At 67.9% G+C, this 17,177-nt stretch carries 14 protein-coding genes; 13 read left to right on the top strand and 1 reads right to left on the bottom strand.

Annotation, left to right across the window (positions count from 1 at the left end):
- Positions 1-51 precede the first annotated feature (51 nt).
- Genes ON33_RS09805 through nuoN form a run of 12 tightly spaced genes read left to right on the top strand, consistent with a single transcriptional unit; the run spans position 52 to position 15,278 of the window.
- Positions 52-606 carry a NuoB/complex I 20 kDa subunit family protein gene (locus ON33_RS09805; protein WP_040857637.1) on the top strand — a complete coding sequence of 185 codons (555 nt, stop codon included), beginning with the start codon at positions 52-54 and terminating at the stop codon, positions 604-606.
- Entirely contained in the window at positions 603-1,349 is a 747-nt protein-coding gene (locus ON33_RS09800) for an NADH-quinone oxidoreductase subunit C (RefSeq protein ID WP_051151852.1), read from the top strand. Before ON33_RS09805 ends, ON33_RS09800 begins: the two co-directional genes overlap by 4 nt.
- Complete coding sequence (gene nuoD, locus ON33_RS09795) at positions 1,349-2,680, top strand: NADH dehydrogenase (quinone) subunit D (RefSeq protein WP_051151851.1); 1,332 nt, start codon at positions 1,349-1,351, stop codon at positions 2,678-2,680. The genes ON33_RS09800 and nuoD overlap by 1 nt, the downstream gene beginning before the upstream one ends.
- The gene (nuoE, locus tag ON33_RS09790) at positions 2,677-3,393 is read left to right on the top strand and encodes an NADH-quinone oxidoreductase subunit NuoE (protein WP_040857635.1); all 717 of its coding nucleotides are present in this window, start codon (positions 2,677-2,679) and stop codon (positions 3,391-3,393) included. Before nuoD ends, nuoE begins: the two co-directional genes overlap by 4 nt.
- The gene (gene nuoF / locus ON33_RS09785; RefSeq protein ID WP_040857634.1) at positions 3,390-4,709 is read left to right on the top strand and encodes an NADH-quinone oxidoreductase subunit NuoF; all 1,320 of its coding nucleotides are present in this window, start codon (positions 3,390-3,392) and stop codon (positions 4,707-4,709) included. The genes nuoE and nuoF overlap by 4 nt, the downstream gene beginning before the upstream one ends.
- Positions 4,706-7,177, top strand: coding sequence for an NADH-quinone oxidoreductase subunit G (locus ON33_RS09780; protein ID WP_083868788.1), 2,472 nt, complete (start codon positions 4,706-4,708; stop codon positions 7,175-7,177). Before nuoF ends, ON33_RS09780 begins: the two co-directional genes overlap by 4 nt.
- A gap of 7 nt (positions 7,178-7,184) precedes the next feature.
- Complete coding sequence (gene nuoH, locus ON33_RS09775) at positions 7,185-8,945, top strand: NADH-quinone oxidoreductase subunit NuoH (RefSeq protein ID WP_040858035.1); 1,761 nt, start codon at positions 7,185-7,187, stop codon at positions 8,943-8,945.
- Between the two features lie 38 nt (positions 8,946-8,983).
- Positions 8,984-9,835 (top strand): NADH-quinone oxidoreductase subunit J, encoded by an 852-nt coding sequence (locus ON33_RS09770; RefSeq protein WP_051151896.1) that lies wholly within the window; start codon positions 8,984-8,986, stop codon positions 9,833-9,835.
- Positions 9,832-10,131 carry an NADH-quinone oxidoreductase subunit NuoK gene (gene nuoK, locus ON33_RS09765; protein ID WP_040857632.1) on the top strand — a complete coding sequence of 100 codons (300 nt, stop codon included), beginning with the start codon at positions 9,832-9,834 and terminating at the stop codon, positions 10,129-10,131. Before ON33_RS09770 ends, nuoK begins: the two co-directional genes overlap by 4 nt.
- Before the next feature lie 19 nt (positions 10,132-10,150).
- A complete protein-coding gene (nuoL, locus tag ON33_RS09760) occupies positions 10,151-12,022 on the top strand; it encodes an NADH-quinone oxidoreductase subunit L (protein WP_040858031.1) in 1,872 nt (623 codons plus the stop codon).
- Positions 12,019-13,668 carry an NADH-quinone oxidoreductase subunit M gene (locus ON33_RS09755; protein WP_245550454.1) on the top strand — a complete coding sequence of 550 codons (1,650 nt, stop codon included), beginning with the start codon at positions 12,019-12,021 and terminating at the stop codon, positions 13,666-13,668. Before nuoL ends, ON33_RS09755 begins: the two co-directional genes overlap by 4 nt.
- Positions 13,665-15,278 carry an NADH-quinone oxidoreductase subunit NuoN gene (gene nuoN, locus ON33_RS09750; RefSeq protein WP_040857629.1) on the top strand — a complete coding sequence of 538 codons (1,614 nt, stop codon included), beginning with the start codon at positions 13,665-13,667 and terminating at the stop codon, positions 15,276-15,278. Before ON33_RS09755 ends, nuoN begins: the two co-directional genes overlap by 4 nt.
- 70 nt (positions 15,279-15,348) lie before the next feature.
- Here the strand turns inward: nuoN and ON33_RS09745 are convergent, their stop codons facing one another.
- Positions 15,349-15,879 (bottom strand): hypothetical protein, encoded by a 531-nt coding sequence (locus tag ON33_RS09745; protein WP_157184463.1) that lies wholly within the window; start codon positions 15,877-15,879, stop codon positions 15,349-15,351.
- A 375-nt stretch (positions 15,880-16,254) separates the two neighbouring features.
- On the opposite strand from ON33_RS09745, the gene ON33_RS09740 reads away from it, so the two are divergent.
- On the top strand, positions 16,255-16,965 hold the full coding sequence (locus tag ON33_RS09740; protein ID WP_040857625.1) for an SDR family NAD(P)-dependent oxidoreductase: 711 nt from the start codon (positions 16,255-16,257) through the stop codon (positions 16,963-16,965).
- The last annotated feature ends 212 nt before the right edge of the window (positions 16,966-17,177 follow it).

Raw genomic sequence — 17,177 nt, 5'->3', positions numbered from 1 at the left:
GACACACCCTGCGCGAGGCGGGGTGTCCCGATCCGGGAGATGTAGTCCGACATGGGTCTCGAGGAGAAACTGCCCAGCGGGTTCCTGCTGAGCACGGTGGAAGATTTGGCCGGCTATCTGCGCAAGAGTTCGCTCTGGCCGGCCACGTTCGGCTTGGCATGCTGCGCGATCGAGATGATGGCCACCGGCGGCGGGCGATTCGATATCGCCCGCTTCGGCATGGAGGCGTTCCGCGCCTCGCCGCGCCAGGCCGATCTGATGATCGTCGCGGGCCGGGTGAGCCAGAAGATGGCCCCGGTGCTGCGCCAGGTCTACGACCAGATGACCGAACCGAAATGGGTGCTGGCCATGGGTGTCTGCGCATCCTCGGGCGGCATGTTCAACAACTACGCCATCGTGCAGGGCGTCGACCACATCGTGCCGGTCGACATCTACCTGTCCGGCTGCCCGCCGCGGCCGGAGATGCTGTTGAACGCGATCCTGAAGCTGCACGAGAAGATTCAGGAGATGCCGCTCGGCGTCAATCGCGAGGAAGCGATTCGCGAGGCCGAGCGCGCCGCGCTCGCCAGCACCCCGACCATTCAGTTGAAGGGGCTGCTGCGATGACCTTCGATACACCTACCGGCACGGAGAGCCCCCCGGAGGCGGCGGTGGAACCCAGCGAAAACAGCCCGGAGACAACCGAAGCCGAGCCCGCCGATGAGGTGATCGGCGTCCGCAAGGGCATGTTCGGCGTCTCCGGCACCGGCGACACCTCCGGCTACGGCCGGCTGGTGCGCACGGTCTCCATGCCCGGCGGCACGCCCGCGCCCTACGGTCCCGTCTTCGACGAGATCGTCGCGAATCTGCACCTGGCGCTGGCGAAGACCTTCGACGAGGCGGTGGAGAAGATCGTCGTGTTCCGCGGCGAACTGACGCTGCACATCCGCCGCGAGCACCTGGTGCTGGTGGCGAAGACGCTGCGCGACAACGAAGCCCTGCGCTTCGAACTGTGCCTGGGCGTCAGCGGCGCGCACTACCCCGGCGACACCGAGCGCGAATTGCACGCGGTGTATCACCTCAACTCCATCACCCACAACCGCCGGGTGCGGCTGGAAGTCTCGGTGCCGGACACTGATCCGCACCTGCCCTCGCTGTTTTCGGTGTATCCGACGGTCGACTGGCACGAGCGGGAGACCTACGACTTCTTCGGCATCCTGTTCGACGGTCACCCCTCGCTGACCCGCATCGCCATGCCCGACGACTGGCGTGGCCACCCGCAGCGCAAGGACTATCCGCTCGGCGGAATCCCGGTCGAATACAAGGGCGCGCGCATCCCGCCGCCCGACGAGCGGAGGACGTACAGCTGATGAACGACATCGACACCAAGTCCCGTCGCGACACCGGGGAACGACCCGAACGCCAGGTCACCGTGGTGGGCAACGATTGGGACGAGATCCGCTCTGCCCTGAACGGGGTCGCGGAGGAACGCATCGTCGTGAACATGGGCCCGCAGCACCCCTCCACGCACGGGGTCCTGCGGCTCATTCTCGAAATCGAGGGTGAGACCGTCATCGAGGCCCGCTGCGGCATCGGGTACCTGCACACCGGCATCGAGAAGAACCTCGAGTACCGCAGCTGGGTGCAGGGCACCACCTTCGTGACCCGCATGGACTACCTGTCGCCGTTCTTCAACGAGACGGCCTACTGCCTGGCGGTCGAGAAGCTGCTCGACATCACCGACGATATTCCCGAGCGCGCCAATGTCATCCGGGTCATGCTCATGGAGCTCAACCGCATCTCCTCACATCTGGTCGCGCTGGCGACCGGCGGCATGGAGCTGGGTGCGCTCACCCCGATGCTGTTCGGTTTCCGCGAACGCGAGCTGATCCTGGACGTGTTCGAGACCATCACCGGTCTGCGCATGAACCACGCCTTCATCCGCCCCGGCGGCATCGCGCAGGACCTGCCCGACGACGGCGTGCAAAAGGTGCGCGAACTGCTGGACCTGCTGCCGAAGCGCCTGCGGGACATGGAACTGCTGCTCAACCAGAACCCTATCTGGAAGGCCCGCACCCGCAATGTCGGCTACCTGGACCTGACCGGCTGCATGGCGCTGGGCGTCACCGGCCCGGTGCTGCGTGCTACCGGCCTGCCGCACGATCTGCGCAAGTCCCAGCCCTACTGCGGATACGAGGAGTACGAGTTCGACGTCCAGGTCGACACCGGCTGTGACTGCTACGGCCGCTACCTCATCCGGGTCAACGAGATGAAGGAGTCGGTGAAGATCGTCGAGCAGTGCCTCGACAAGCTGCGGCCGGGCCCGGTCATGGTGGAGGACAAGAAGATTGCGTGGCCTGCCGACTTGCAGCTCGGGCCGGACGGCCTCGGCAATTCGCCGAAGTACATCGGCGAGATCATGGGCACCTCCATGGAGGCGCTCATCCACCACTTCAAACTGGTGACCGAGGGCCTGCGGGTCCCGCCCGGCCAGGTGTACGTGGCGGTCGAATCGCCGCGCGGTGAGCTGGGCGTGCACATGGTCAGCGACGGCGGCACCCGGCCCTACCGGGTCCACTATCGCGACCCCTCCTTCACGAATCTGCAAGCGGTGGCGGCAATGTGCGAGGGCGGCCTGGTCGCGGACGTCATCGCGTCCGTCGCCTCCATCGACCCCGTGATGGGTGGTGTCGACCGATGACCGAGATCCTGCTCAATCTGACCACGCGCCCGATTCCCTACCCGGAGAAGGTACGCGACGGTCTCCAGGTCGAGGCCCGGGAGATCATCGAGCGGTACCCGCACTCGCGTTCCGCACTGCTTCCCCTGCTGCACCTCGTGCAATCGGTGGAGGGGTACGTGTCGGGCACCGGCATCGAATTCTGTGCCGAGCAGCTGGGATTGACCGATGCCGAGGTGACCGCGGTGGCCACCTTCTATTCGATGTACCGGCGCACGCCGACCGGCGACTATCACGTCGGGGTCTGCACGAACACGCTGTGTGCGGTCATGGGCGGCGATCAGATCCTCGCCGAACTGAAGCAGCACTTGGGCATCGAGCATGGCGAGACCACCGCCGACGGCGCGGTCACCCTCGAGCACCTCGAGTGCAACGCGGCCTGCGATTACGCGCCGGTCGTGATGGTCAACTGGGAGTTCTTCGACAACCAGACCCCGGAATCGGCCCGGGGACTGGTGGATGCGCTGCGACGCGGGGACGAGGTGACCGGATCGCGTAGCGGCATCCCGCTGTGCACCTTCCGCGAGACCGCCCGCATTCTCGCCGGCTACGAGGATCAGCGGCCCGGGGCCACCAATGGCGCCGCCGGGCCCGCCACCCTCGCCGGGCTGCATGCCGCCGAACAGCATCCGCATGGCGCCGAACAGCATTCGACCGACGGAGGCACGCAGTGACGACCGCTCTGACTCCCGTCCTCTCGAAGCACTGGGCGGACCCCGAAGGCTGGACCCTGGAGGCCTATCGCCGCCAGGGCGGGTACCTCGCGCTGCCGAAGGCGCTGCGCATGCACCCGGACGAGGTCATCGCCACGGTGAAGGACTCCGGTCTGCGCGGACGCGGCGGCGCGGGCTTCCCCACCGGCATGAAGTGGGGCTTCATCCCGCAGGGCCCCGGCCCGGACGGCATCACCAAGCCGCACTACCTGGTGGTCAATGCCGACGAGTCGGAACCGGGTACCTGCAAGGACATTCCGCTCATGCTGGCGACCCCGCACACCCTCGTCGAGGGCGTCATCATCGCCGCCTACGCCATTCGCGCCTCGCACGCCTTCATCTATGTGCGCGGCGAGGTGGTGACGGTGCTGCGCCGACTGCAGGCCGCGGTCCAGCAGGCCTATGCCGCAGGCTATCTCGGCCGCAATATCCAGGGCTCCGGCTTCGACCTGGAGATCGTGGTGCACGCCGGTGCGGGCGCCTACATCTGCGGCGAGGAGACGGCACTGCTGGATTCGCTCGAGGGCCGCCGCGGCCAGCCACGCCTGCGGCCCCCGTTCCCGGCGGTTGCCGGTCTCTACGCCTGCCCGACCGTGGTCAACAATGTGGAATCCATCGCGTCCGTGCCGTCCATTCTCGCCCATGGCGTGGACTGGTTCCGGTCGTTCGGCACCGAGAAGTCGCCGGGCTTCACGATCTACTCGCTCTCCGGTCACGTGACGCGACCGGGGCAGTATGAGGCGCCCCTCGGAATCACGTTGCGGGAGTTGCTGACCTACGCGGGCGGCGTCCGCAGGGGACACGCCCTCAAGTTCTGGACCCCGGGCGGCTCGTCCACCCCGATCTTCACCGGCGAGCACCTCGACGTCGCCCTCGACTACGAAGGCGTGTCGGCCGCGGGCTCCATGCTCGGCACCAAGGCGCTGCAGATCTTCGACGACACCACCTGTGTCGTGCGTGCGGTGCTGCGCTGGACCGAGTTCTACGCCCACGAATCCTGCGGCAAGTGCACCCCCTGCCGCGAGGGCACCTACTGGCTGGTCCAGCTGCTGCAGCGGCTGGAGAACGGCCAGGGCCACGAGACCGATCTGGACAAGCTCGCCGACATCGCCGACAACATCAACGGCAAATCCTTCTGTGCTCTCGGTGACGGCGCGGCCAGCCCGATCTTCTCCTCCCTCAAGTACTTCCGCGACGAGTACGCCGAGCACATCCGCATCGGCGCCTGCCCGTTCGACCCGGCCCGGTCCACCGTCTGGGCTGAAGGAGCGCGATGACCTCGACAGTGAGCTCCACGACCGGCGGCGGGGTGACCCCGACCGACATGGTGACCGTCACCATCGACGGCGCCACGGTGTCCGTGCCCGCCGGCACGCTGGTGATCCGGGCCGCCGAACTCATCGGCACCCAGATCCCGCGGTTCTGTGACCATCCACTACTCGATCCCGTCGGCGCCTGCCGCCAGTGCCTGGTCGAGATCGAGGGACAGCGCAAGCCTGTCGCCTCCTGCACCCAGACGGTGGCCGAGGGCATGGTGATCAGCACCCAGCTGACCTCCCCCGCCGCCGCCAAGGCCCAGGAGGGGGTGATGGAGCTGCTGCTCATCAATCACCCGCTCGACTGCCCGGTCTGCGACAAGGGCGGCGAATGCCCGCTGCAGAACCAGGCCATGTCCACCGGCCGCGCCGAATCCCGCTTCGACGGCGAGAAGCGCACCTATCCCAAGCCGATTCCGCTGTCGGCGGCCATCCTGCTGGACCGGGAACGCTGCGTGCTGTGCGCGCGCTGCACCCGGTTCTCGCAGCAGGTGGCCGGTGACCCGTTCATCGAGCTGATGGATCGCGGTGCGCTGCAACAGGTCGGTATCGCCGCCGGGGAGCCCATGGACTCCTACTTCTCCGGCAATACCGTGCAGATCTGCCCGGTCGGCGCGCTCACCGGCTCCACCTACCGCTTCCGCGCCCGGCCCTTCGATCTGGTGTCCAGCCCCGCGGTGTGCGAGCACTGCGCGTCGGGGTGCGCCCAGCGCACCGACCATCGCCGCGGCAAGGTCATGCGCCGGCTCGCCGGTGACGACCCGCAGGTCAACGAGGAATGGAACTGCGACAAGGGCCGTTTCGCGTTCGCGTACATCACCGAGCGGGACCGGCTCACCACACCCATGGTGCGCAGCTGGAAGGACGGGACGCTGCAGCCCGCCTCCTGGTCCGAGGCGATCACGGCCGCGGCTCGCGGACTGGCTTCGGCGCGCGGCAATGCCGGTGTGCTGATCGGCGGCCGCGTCACGCTCGAGGACGCCTACGCCTACTCCAAGTTCGCGCGAGTCGCGTTGAACACCAACGACATCGACTTCCGCGCGCGCGAGCACTCGGGCGAGGAGGCCGACTTCCTCGCGGCCCGCGTTGCGGGACAGGGCATCACGGTCGACTACGCGGCGCTCGAACGGGCGCCCTTCGTGCTGCTCGTCGGCTTCGAGGCCGAAGAGGAATCGCCGATGGTGTACCTGCGGCTGCGCAAGGCGGCCCGCAAGAACGGCACTCCGATCTACTCGCTGGCGCCTTACCTCACCCGGGGCCTGCAGCGTATGTCCGGCACCCTGCTGTTCACCGCGCCCGGCGCCGAACCCCATGTCCTGGAAGCGATTCGCACCAGCGAGACCGAAGGCTTCACCGCCGGATACGCGCGCCTGCGCGAGGTCGCGGACCAGCTGCGCGAGCCCGGCGCGCTCATCCTCGCCGGTGAACGCCTCGGCGGCATCCCAGGTGGCCTGTCCGCGGCCGCCCGCCTGGCCGACGAGACCGGCGCCGCCCTGGCCTGGATCCCGCGCCGCGCCGGTGAGCGCGGCGCACTGGAGGCGGGCGCGCTCCCGGTGCTCCTCCCAGGCGGCCGTCCCGTCGCGGATCCCGCTGCGCGCCGGCAGGTTCGCGAAGCGTGGAACGTCGACGACCTGCCCGCGACCCCGGGCCGGGACACCACCGCCATCCTGGCCGCCGCGCCGGCCCTGGGCGCACTGCTCATCGCCGGTGTGGAGGCCGGCGACCTGCCCGACCCGCACGCCGCCCTGACGGCCATCGACGCGGCGAGCTTCGTGGTGTCGATGGAACTGCGCCGCAGCGATATCAGCGACCGCGCCGATGTCGTCTTCCCCGTCGCCTCGGCCATGGAGAAGACCGGCACCTTCCTCACCTGGGAAGGCCGGCACCGCCAGTTCGACGCGGCCCTGCGCGACGCCACCGTGCGCCGCGAGGCCGCTCCGCTGCCCGAATATCGGGTGCTCGACGCCATCGCCACGGACATGGGCATCCGGCTCGGCCTGCCCGACGCCGCCAGTGCCCGAGCCGAATTGGCCGATCTGGGCGCCTGGGACGGACCGCCCGCCGCCACGCCCGTGCACCGCCCGCACCCCATCGCCCAGCCGCACGCGGGTACCGCGGTCCTCGCCTCGTGGCGGATGCTCATCGACCGCGGCCGCCTCCAGGACGGCGAGCCCAACCTGGCCGGCACCGCCCGCACCCCCGTGGTGCGGCTCTCGGCGCACACCGCCGCCGAGATCGGTGCCACCACCGGCGATCCGGTGACGGTCGGCAACGACCACGGCCATATCACCCTGCCCCTGGTCATCACCGAGATGCCCGACCGCGTGGTGTGGCTGCCCATGAATTCCCCCGGCTCCGACGTGCTGGTGCAGCTCGGCACCACACCCGGCCACCTCGTGCGCATCCGACGGGAGGACCACCGTGAGTGACCTGTCCATGTTCGGCCACGACCCCTGGTGGCTGGTGCTGGTCAAATCGATCGGCATCTTCGTATTCCTGCTGCTGATCCCAATGCTCGCGGTGTACGCCGAACGCAAGATCGTGGCGTTCATGCAGATGCGTATCGGCCCCAACCGGGTCGGCCCGCGCGGCAGCCTGCAGTCCATCGCAGATGGTGTGAAGATGCTCCTCAAGGAGGACATCGTCCCGGCCATCGTGGACAAGCCCATCTTCATTCTGGCGCCGGTCATCTCGCTCATCCCGGCCGTGATGGCGTTCGCGGTGATCCCGTTCGGGCCGGAGGTCAGCATGTTCGGGCACCGGACGCCGCTACAGCTGACCGACATGCCGGTCGGCGTGCTCTACATCCTGGCCATGACCTCGGTCGGCGTGTACGGCATCGTGCTGGCCGGCTGGGCGTCGGGCTCCACCTACCCGCTGCTCGGCGGTCTCCGCTCGACCGCGCAGGTCATCTCCTACGAGATCGCGATGGCGCTGTGCTTCGCGGCGGTGTTCCTCCTCTCGGGCACCATGGCGACCTCGGGAATCGTCAAGGCGCAGCACGGAACCTGGTACGTCTTCCTGCTGCTGCCCTCGTTCCTGATCTACGCGGTGTCCATGGTCGGTGAGACCAACCGCGCGCCCTTCGACCTTCCCGAGGCCGAGGGCGAGCTGGTCGGCGGCTTCCACACCGAGTACTCCTCGCTCAAGTTCGCCATGTTCATGATGGCCGAGTACATCAATATGGCGACGGTGTCCGCGCTGGCCACCACGCTGTTCTTCGGCGGCTGGCACGCGCCGTTCCCGATCAGCCTGTGGGCGGGCGCCAACTCCGGCTGGTGGCCCGTGCTGTGGTTCATCGCCAAGGTGTGGGCGTTCCTGTTCGTGTTCATCTGGCTGCGCGGCACGCTGCCGCGACTGCGCTACGACCAGTTCATGAATCTGGGCTGGAAGGTCCTCATCCCGATGTCGCTGGCCTGGGTGATGTATGTCGCCACCCTGAAGGTGCTGCAGGACAACGGAACCCACATCCAGACGCCGGGCATGGTGATCGGCGGCCTCGTGGTCGCGGTGGTGCTGCTGGCGCTGGTCCTGCGGGCCGGGAACGCGGGCTCCGACCGCACCGAGGCCGCCCCGGATCCGGACTCCACGCGCGCCTACTCGGAGTTCCCGGTGCCCCCGATGCCCGCCGAACCGCCCGCGGCCACGGCGAAACCCGGTCTGCTGGAACCGCTCGGCGGCTTCCTGGTCACCGCCTCCACCATGTTCAAGAAGCCGAACACCGAGCTGTACCCCGAGGTGAAGACCCCGACCGCGCCGCGCTATCACGGCCGGCACCAGCTCAACCGGCACCCGGACGGTCTCGAGAAGTGCATCGGCTGCGAGCTGTGCGCGTGGGCCTGCCCGGCCGACGCCATCTACGTCGAGGGCGCGGACAACACCGACGAGGAGCGTTTCTCGCCCGGTGAGCGGTACGGCCGCGTCTACCAGATCAACTACCTGCGCTGCATCGGCTGCGGCCTGTGCATCGAGGCCTGCCCGACCCGGGCGCTGACCATGACCAACGAGTACGAGCTCGCCGACGACAATCGCGCCGATCTCATCTTCGAGAAGGACGACCTCCTCGCGCCGCTGCGGCAGGGCATGCTCGCCCCGCCGCACGCCATGTACCCCGGCGCCGACGAAGGCTCCTACTACCGCGGTGAAGTTCCCGGCGCCGCAAGCGAACTCGCCGGAGCGGAAGGGGCGCAGCAATGATCGGCACAGGACGCGTCGATGCGGTGACGATCACCCACATGTCCCAGCCCGCCCAGCAGATCGTCACCCACACCTCCACCGGTGAGGCGGTTCAGTTCTGGATCCTCGCCGTGGTCGCGGTGCTGGGTGCGCTCGGCATGGTCTGCGCGCGCAAGGCCGTGCACTCGGCACTGTGCCTGGCCGCTACCATGATCACGCTGTCCGCGTTCTACATCGCCCAGAGCGCGCTGTTCCTGGGCATCGTGCAGATCGTGGTGTACACCGGCGCGGTGATGATGCTGTTCCTGTTCGTGATCATGCTCGTCGGCGTGGATTCCGCGGAGTCTCTGCGGGAAACGCTGCGCGGGCAGCGGCTCGCGGTCATCGTGGTGGGCATCGGGTTCGGCATGCTGCTCATCGGCGGCATCGCGCACGGCATGTCCGGCAAGAGCGTCGCCGAGACCGGGCCCGGGCTGGGCGGCAACTACTCCATCGGGGCGCTGGCCGAACTCATCTTCGTGCGCTACGTGTGGGCGTTCGAACTGACCGGCGCGCTGCTCATCACCGCCACCATGGGCGCCATGGTGCTCGCGCACCGCGAACGATTCGGGCCGCCGACCGACCAGCGCACGCTGTCCAAGCAACGGTTCCGGCAGGGCACCCGGGTCACGCCGCTGCCCACCCCCGGCGTGTACGCCCGCCACAACGCCGTCGACGCCCCCGCACGACTGCCGGACGGCTCCTTCGAGGAGCTGTCGGTCAGCACCATCCTGCGGCATCGGCGCAATCGCGCCCACACCGAAGCCGTGGTGCTCACCGTCGGCAATGGCAACGGCAATGGCGACGGCCACAACGGCGCCGACGCGCACGGCAAGAACGGCAACGACTCCCACGAGGAAGGCTTGCGGTGAATCCGGACAACTATCTGTATCTCTCGGCGCTGCTCTTCACCATCGGCGCGGCCGGAGTCCTGTTGCGCCGCAACGCCATTGTGGTGTTCATGTGCATCGAGCTCATGCTCAACGCGGTGAACCTGGCCTTCGTCACCTTCGCCCGCACCCACGGCAACCTCGACGGCCAGGTGTTCGCCTTCTTCACCATGGTGGTGGCCGCGGCCGAGGTCGTGGTCGGCCTGGCCATCATCATGAGCATCTTCCGTGCCCGCCGCTCGACCTCGGTCGACGACGCGAACCTGCTGCGGTACTGACATGGATACCGCACAGATGATGCTGTGGCTGCTGCCGGCGCTCCCCCTCGCCGGCGCCGTGAGCCTGCTGCTGCTCGGCAAGATCAGCGACGCCTGGGGCCACCTTCTCGGCACTCTGTTGGCGCTGGCCTCGTTCGGGGTGGCGGCCTGGGCGTTCAGCGACATGCTGGACCGGACCGATGCCCGGCGGGCCGTGCACTACAGCCTGTTCGAGTGGCTGCCGGTGACCGGACTGAAGGTGGACTTCGCGCTGCAACTCGATCAGCTGTCGATGTGCTTCGCACTGCTGATCACCGGCGTCGGCTCGCTGATCCACCTCTACTCGGTCGGCTACATGGCCCACGATCCGGGACGACGGCGATTCTTCGCCTACCTCAACCTGTTCCTGGCCGCCATGCTGGTGCTCGTCCTCGCCGACAACTATCTGGTGCTCTACCTGGGCTGGGAAGGCGTCGGCCTGGCGTCCTACCTGCTCATCGGGTTCTGGTACGAGAAGCCCTCCGCCGCAACGGCGGCCAAGAAGGCGTTCGTCGTCAACCGGGTCGGCGACATGGGTCTGGCCATCGCGCTCATGATCATGTTCGCGACCTTCGGCACCGTCGACTTCCGGGCCGTGTTCGGGGCCGCCGACCAGGCGAGCACCGGAATCCTCACGGCCATCGGGCTGCTGCTGCTCCTCGGAGCCTGCGGTAAATCTGCGCAGGTGCCGCTGCAGTCCTGGCTCGGGGACGCGATGGAGGGCCCGACTCCCGTGTCGGCGCTCATCCACGCGGCCACCATGGTCACCGCCGGTGTCTACCTGATCGCACGGTCCAACCCGATCTTCGATCTGGCCCCCGGCGCGCAGGCCGCCGTAATGGCCGTCGGCGCAATCACTTTGCTGTTCGGCGCCATCATCGGCTGCGCCAAGGACGACATCAAGAAGGCCCTCGCCGCCTCGACCATGAGCCAGATCGGCTACATGGTCCTCGCCGCCGGCCTCGGCCCGGTCGGCTATGCGGCGGCCATCATGCACCTGCTCACCCACGGCTTCTTCAAAGCCGGACTGTTCCTCGGCGCGGGCTCGGTCATGCACGCGATGAACGACGAGACCGACATGCGGCGCTACGGCGGACTGCGCAAGCTGCTCCCGGTCACCTACGCCACCTTCGGACTGGGATACCTTGCCATCCTGGGTGTTCCGCCGTTCGCGGGCTTCTGGTCCAAGGACCGGATCATCGAGGCGGCCTTCGCGCACGGCGGATTCGGCGGCATCATCACCGGTCTCGCCGCCCTGTGCGGCGCGGGCATCACCGCCTTCTACATGACCCGGGTCATGATCCTCACGTTCTTCGGCGAACGCCGCTGGCGTGCGGGCGTGCACCCGCACGAGGCGCCCGTCTCCATGACCGGTCCGATGATCCTGCTGGCGTTCGGCTCGGTGTTCTCCGGCATGCTGTTCGCCTACGGCTCCTCGCTCACCAACTGGCTGGCCCCGGTGGTCGGCGAGCACCACGGCGAGCCGTTCATCCCGTCCTGGGCGATCACCTTCTTCGCGCTGGCCGTCGTCGCTGCCGGCATCTGGGTGGCCTACGACCAGTACGCCCGCGCCGAGATCCCCGAAACCGCGCCCGCCGCAGGCCCCCTCGTCGAGGCCGCCCGCCGTGACCTCTACGGCGACGCCGCCAACGAGGCCGCGTTCATGCGCCCCGGTCGGCACCTGACCCGCTCGCTGGTTTTCGTCGACAACCGAGGCATCGACGGCCTGGTCAACACCACTGCGGCCGTCATCGGTGGTCTGTCGGCCCGGATCCGGCGGGTGCAAACCGGTTTCGTGCGCTCCTACGCCCTGTCCATGTTCACCGGCGCGGCCCTGGTGGTCGCCGCCCTGCTGGCGGTGAGGTTCCTGTGAACGACCTGGCTAGTTCCTCGTTGGGCGCCGCGCGCGAATTCCCGTGGCTCACCACGTTGTGGGCGGTTCCCCTCGCGGGAGCCGCACTCGCACTGCTGTTTCCGGCGGGCCGGCGGACCGGGGTGCGGATCTTCGCGCTGCTGGTCTCGCTCGGCACCCTCGGCATCGCCATCTGGCTGGCCACCCAGTTCGAAACCGGTGGCGAGCAATACCAGTTCGTCGAGAACCAGAAGTGGATCCCGGCCTTCGGGGCGGGCTACACCCTCGGCCTGGACGGCATCGCACTCGTCCTGGTCCTGCTGACCGCCGGGCTGGTGCCGCTGCTGCTGCTCGCCGGCTGGCAGGACGAACGCGAGGTCGGCACCGGCCCCCGGGTCACGCACTACTACGTGGCGCTCACCCTCGTCGTCGAATCCATGGTGCTGGTCTCGTTCACCGCGTTGGACATTCTGCTGTTCTACGTGTTCTTCGAGGTCATGCTCATCCCGATGTACTTCCTCATCGGCGGCTTCGGGCCGCGGACCGGGGACGTCACGGTACGACAGCAGCGATCGCGGGCCGCGGTGAAGTTCCTGCTGTACAACCTGTTCGGCGGGCTCATCATGCTGGCCGCGGTAATCGGGCTCTACGTCATCACCGCCCGCGACAAGCTCGGCAGCAACGGCGGCGGCACCTTCGACTTCCGGGCGGTCATGGAGGCGGCCAACTCCGGCCATCTCGGCGCGACCCCGGCGGTCCTGAACGCACTGTTCCTGGGCTTCATGTTCGCCTTCGCGGTGAAGGCCCCGCTGTGGCCGCTGCACACCTGGCTGCCCGACGCCGCGGTATCGGCGACACCGGCCAGCGCGGTGCTCATGATGGCGGTGGTCGACAAGGTCGGCACCTTCGGCATGCTGCGCTACTGCCTGCTGCTGTTCCCCACGGCCACGTCGACCTACGCGCCGCTGATCAGCGTGCTCGCGGTCATCGGCATCATCTACGGCGCGCTGCTGGCCATCGGCCAGACCGACGTCATGCGACTGATCGCCTACACCTCGATCTCGCACTTCGGGTTCATCATCCTCGGCATCTTCGCGCTCACCACCCAGGGCGGCACCGGCGCCACGCTGTACATGGTCAACCACGGCATCTCCACCGCGGCGCTGTTCCTGATCGCCGGATTCCTGGTGTCGCGCCGCGGATCCCGGCTCATCGCCGCGTTCGGCGGCGTCCAGAAGGTCGCGCCCATCCTGGCGGGCACCTTCCTCATCTCGGGCCTGGCCACCCTCTCGCTGCCCGGCCTGGCACCGTTCATCAGCGAATTCCTGGTCCTCATCGGCACATTCACCCGGTACCCGGTGGCGGCCGTGCTCGCAGCCTCCGCGCTGGTGCTGGCCGCGCTGTACGTGCTGTGGATGTACCAGCGCATGATGACCGGCCCGGTGAAGGAGGGCAACGAGCGGCTCTACGACCTGCTCCCCCGCGAAATGGTCGTCGTGGTCCCGCTCATCCTCGCCCTGCTGTTCCTGGGCGCGTACCCGAAGCCGGCGCTGGACCGGATCGATCCGGCCGTCGCCAAGACCCTCTCCACCATCGGACAGCACAACCCGGCGCCGGCCGTGCAGCCGGAAGCCGCCCAGACGACCACCGGAGGTGCCCACAAATGAGCGGAGGTCTGCTGCTCGCCGCGACAGTCCCGGCACCGAGCATCGAATACCGGGACCTGTCGCCGATGCTGATCGTGTTCGCCGTCGCCGTCGCGGGCGTGCTGGTGGAAGCGTTCGCGCCCAGGCGATCCCGATACGGCATCCAGCTGGTGCTCGGGCTGGGCGGTCTGGCCGTCGCGCTCGGCGCGGTGATCGGACTCCGCGACGTCCGTGAGACGGCCGTCGTGGGCGCCGTCGCCATCGACGGGGTGTCCCTGTTCCTGCAGGGCACCATCCTCGTGGTCGGCATCCTCGGACTGCTGTTCATCGCCGAGCGCCGCGCCGACCGGATGCCGGTGCGCCGCGAAGGGCCCGGCACCTGGAGCCTGACCGCCTCGCGCGCCGGAGTCGACGCCTTCACCCCGCAGGCGGCGTCCACACCCGGCAGCGTCGACGAAATCGCCGCCACCCGAGCCGGAATCGCGACCACCGAGGTCTTCCCCCTCACCCTGTTCGCGCTCGGCGGTCTCATGCTGTTCCCCGCGTCGAACGACCTGCTCACCATGTTCGTGGCGCTGGAAGTGCTGTCGCTGCCGCTGTACCTGCTGTGCGGCTTGGCGAGGCGGCGCCGGCTGCTGTCGCAGGAGGCCGCGCTGAAGTACTTTTTGCTGGGCGCGTTCTCGTCGGCCTTCTTCCTCTACGGCATGGCGCTGCTGTACGGCTATGCCGGAACCATCCGCCTGGGCGGCATCGCCGAAGCGGTCACCCGGGACAGCGGAAACTCGCACACCCTGGCCCTTCTCGGCGTCGCGATGCTGGCGGTGGGCCTGCTGTTCAAGATCGGCGCGATCCCGTTCCAGTCCTGGGTGCCCGACGTCTACCAGGGCGCGCCGACCTCGATCACCGCGTTCATGGCCGCCGCCACCAAGATCTCGGCGGTCGGCGCGCTGATGCGCGTGCTGTACGTGGCGGTGCCCGACCTGCGCAACGACTGGCGGCCGGTGCTCGCGGCGGTCGCCATCGCAACCATGGTCGTCGGCGCGATCCTCGCCATCACCCAGACCGACATGAAGCGGATGCTCGCGTACTCGTCGGTGGCACACGCCGGATTCATCCTCACCGCACTGGTGGCCGCCACTACCGCCGGTGTCTCGTCCACGCTGTTCTACCTCGCCGTCTACGGCCTCGGCACGCTCGGCGCCTTCGCCGCGGTCAGCCTGGTCCGCGACGAAAACGGCGACGAGGCAACCTCATTGCCCGCCTGGGCCGGCATGGGCCGCCGCTCGCCCTGGCTGGCCACCATCTTCTCGCTGTTCCTGCTGTCCTTCGCCGGCATCCCGCTCACCAGCGGCTTCATCGCCAAGTTCGGCGTCTTCGCGGCTGCCACCGGCGGCGACGCCGCCACGTTGGTCATCGTCGGTGTCATCTCCAGCGCCATCGCGGCCTTCTTCTACATCCGCGTGATCGTCCTGATGTTCTTCACCGATCCGGCGGCCACCCCGCCCACCGTTGTCTACCCGACCCTGACCAGCACCGTCATCGCCCTCACCGCCGCGGCCACCCTGGTCCTCGGCATCTTCCCTCAGCCCCTGCTCGACCTGGCCAAGAGCGCCTCGAGCTTCACCCGCTGAGCATCGGCCAATGAATCGGGCCCGCCGCGAGATTCGCGGCGGGCCCGATTCCTGTCGGGTCCAGTCCGACTCACGGCGTCGGACCGTTGGCGATCCAAACCCGGTACTTGGTCTGCACGCTGTGGTACAGGTCGGTGAGAATGCCGTCGGGTCTCGCGGCCAGTTCGCGGGGACGGCCTTCCACGATGGCTATCTCGAGCGCGCTGCGAGGTGCGATGGGAGTGAGGTAGCCGCCGCAGCGGACCATCGGCCAGACCAGCACATCGGGCGGTGCGTTGTCGAGCACGTTGCACCACGATCCAGCGAACTGGCGCACGAACACTTCCCCGGCGAACCGGCCGAATCGATCGATGAGCGCCCGGTTGGCCGGGTCGAGGACACCGGCGCGATCGGTGATCCGTTCTCGCGCCACCCGAACCGCGGCCTGCAGTCCTCGTAATGTCCAGGGGTCGTCGAGCGCGGCCACGCTCGGCGCGTCCTGCGTGAAGAACACATCGAGCGCGACGGATCGCCCGGCGAGCCAGGCCTGATAATCGTCCATTCGCGGTTCGGCAGGAGCCGAAAGCTGTTGTGCGACCACAGCAGCATCAAGAATCGTCACGACGCTACCCCTTTCGAATTCGGGCACCTGCCATCGAACTCGACATCAGCCCTATCACTGACAGCACGCCCCCGGCCACTGCACACCGGTCCTCCTGCTCGACATCTGACCGGTGGATGGCAAACCATGAGCCTTCTTCGCGTCCATGTGCGATTCCTTGCCAGTGAACACAGCCCGAACAGGAAGTTCACCGTAAGGGACAGATCATCGAAACGGCTCACACCGAGATCGAATGGATACCGAACTAGAAATCGGCTACCTCCTGGCGATCGAAGTGGCGACTGCGTCCCGGACGCGGGATTCCCCGGCCGGCCACGGCTGAACTCCAAAATGCGGGGTTGACCTGGAGTGTGCTCCAAATTCTAGGTTCGAGGCATGAGCAGAATTCTTGTCACCGGCGCGAACAAAGGGATCGGCTTCGAGACCGCGCGGCGGCTCCGCGCGGCCGGGCACACCGTGTACCTGGGCAGCCGGGACGTAGAGCGGGGCGAGCGGGCGGCGAAAGAGATAGGGGCCCGGCCGATTCGGATCGACATCACCGACGAGGGGTCGGTGTCCGCCGCCGTCGAGGCCATCCGGGCCGAGGGCGGACTGGATGTGCTGATCAACAATGCCGGCATCCAGACGGAGATGGGCGCCGATGGGACCGTGGTCGGAGCGGCCCACCTGACGGCCGACGTCATGCGGGAGACGTTCGAGACCAATGTCTTCGGCACCGTGCGGGTGCTGCACGCGTTCCTGCCGGTCCTGCAGGAATCCGCGACGCCGGTGGTCGTGAATGTCAGCAGCGGGCTGGCCTCGCTGACAGGCGTCGCCACCCCCGGCAGCATCATCCACGCCTATCCCGGTGTCGCCTATCCGGCTTCGAAGACGGTCGTCAACATGCTGACCATCCAGTACGCCAAGGCTTTCCCGCGGCTGCGCATCAACTCGGTCGAGCCCGGGTACACCAAGACAGATCTGAACAACTTCAGCGGCCATCAGACCGTTCAGGAAGGGGCCGAGATCATCGTGCGCATGGCCCTCATCGACGCGGACGGCCCGACCGGCGGCTACTTCGACATCAATGGGCCGCTGCCCTGGTAGGGGCTGAAGATCACCCGAAGCAATGCTCGGGCCGTGGCCGTGCGGTGCTGGGTATGTTCGGATGCTGTGGATGGACAGTTGGGGTTCCAGTAGTAACCGCGCGAAAAACAACGGATATGGCCTGACGTCTGGTCGTTGATCCGCCCGCACGGCGGGTCGAAAACGATCGTATTTGTCCCACGCCCAGCCCACCCGTTCCGCGATCGAGAACC

The organism is Nocardia niigatensis NBRC 100131, assembly GCF_000308655.1.
In the GTDB taxonomy this organism is placed as follows: Bacteria; Actinomycetota; Actinomycetes; order Mycobacteriales; family Mycobacteriaceae; genus Nocardia; species Nocardia niigatensis.
The sequence above is the reverse complement of the archived record's forward strand: the minus strand, read 5'-3'. Positions and strand labels throughout refer to the sequence as shown.

Bases quoted from the DNA above. Each gene is read 5' to 3' on its own strand.
- ON33_RS09805 (WP_040857637.1), top strand. From the start codon at position 52: ATGGGTCTCGAGGAGAAACTGCCCAGCGGGTTCCTGCTGAGCACGGTG.
- ON33_RS09800 (WP_051151852.1), top strand. From the start codon at position 603: ATGACCTTCGATACACCTACCGGCACGGAGAGCCCCCCGGAGGCGGCG.
- nuoD (WP_051151851.1), top strand. From the start codon at position 1,349: ATGAACGACATCGACACCAAGTCCCGTCGCGACACCGGGGAACGACCC.
- nuoE (WP_040857635.1), top strand. From the start codon at position 2,677: ATGACCGAGATCCTGCTCAATCTGACCACGCGCCCGATTCCCTACCCG.
- ON33_RS09780 (WP_083868788.1), top strand. From the start codon at position 4,706: ATGACCTCGACAGTGAGCTCCACGACCGGCGGCGGGGTGACCCCGACC.
- nuoH (WP_040858035.1), top strand. From the start codon at position 7,185: ATGTTCGGCCACGACCCCTGGTGGCTGGTGCTGGTCAAATCGATCGGC.
- ON33_RS09770 (WP_051151896.1), top strand. From the start codon at position 8,984: ATGTCCCAGCCCGCCCAGCAGATCGTCACCCACACCTCCACCGGTGAG.
- nuoL (WP_040858031.1), top strand. From the start codon at position 10,151: ATGCTGTGGCTGCTGCCGGCGCTCCCCCTCGCCGGCGCCGTGAGCCTG.
- nuoN (WP_040857629.1), top strand. From the start codon at position 13,665: ATGAGCGGAGGTCTGCTGCTCGCCGCGACAGTCCCGGCACCGAGCATC.
- ON33_RS09740 (WP_040857625.1), top strand. From the start codon at position 16,255: ATGAGCAGAATTCTTGTCACCGGCGCGAACAAAGGGATCGGCTTCGAG.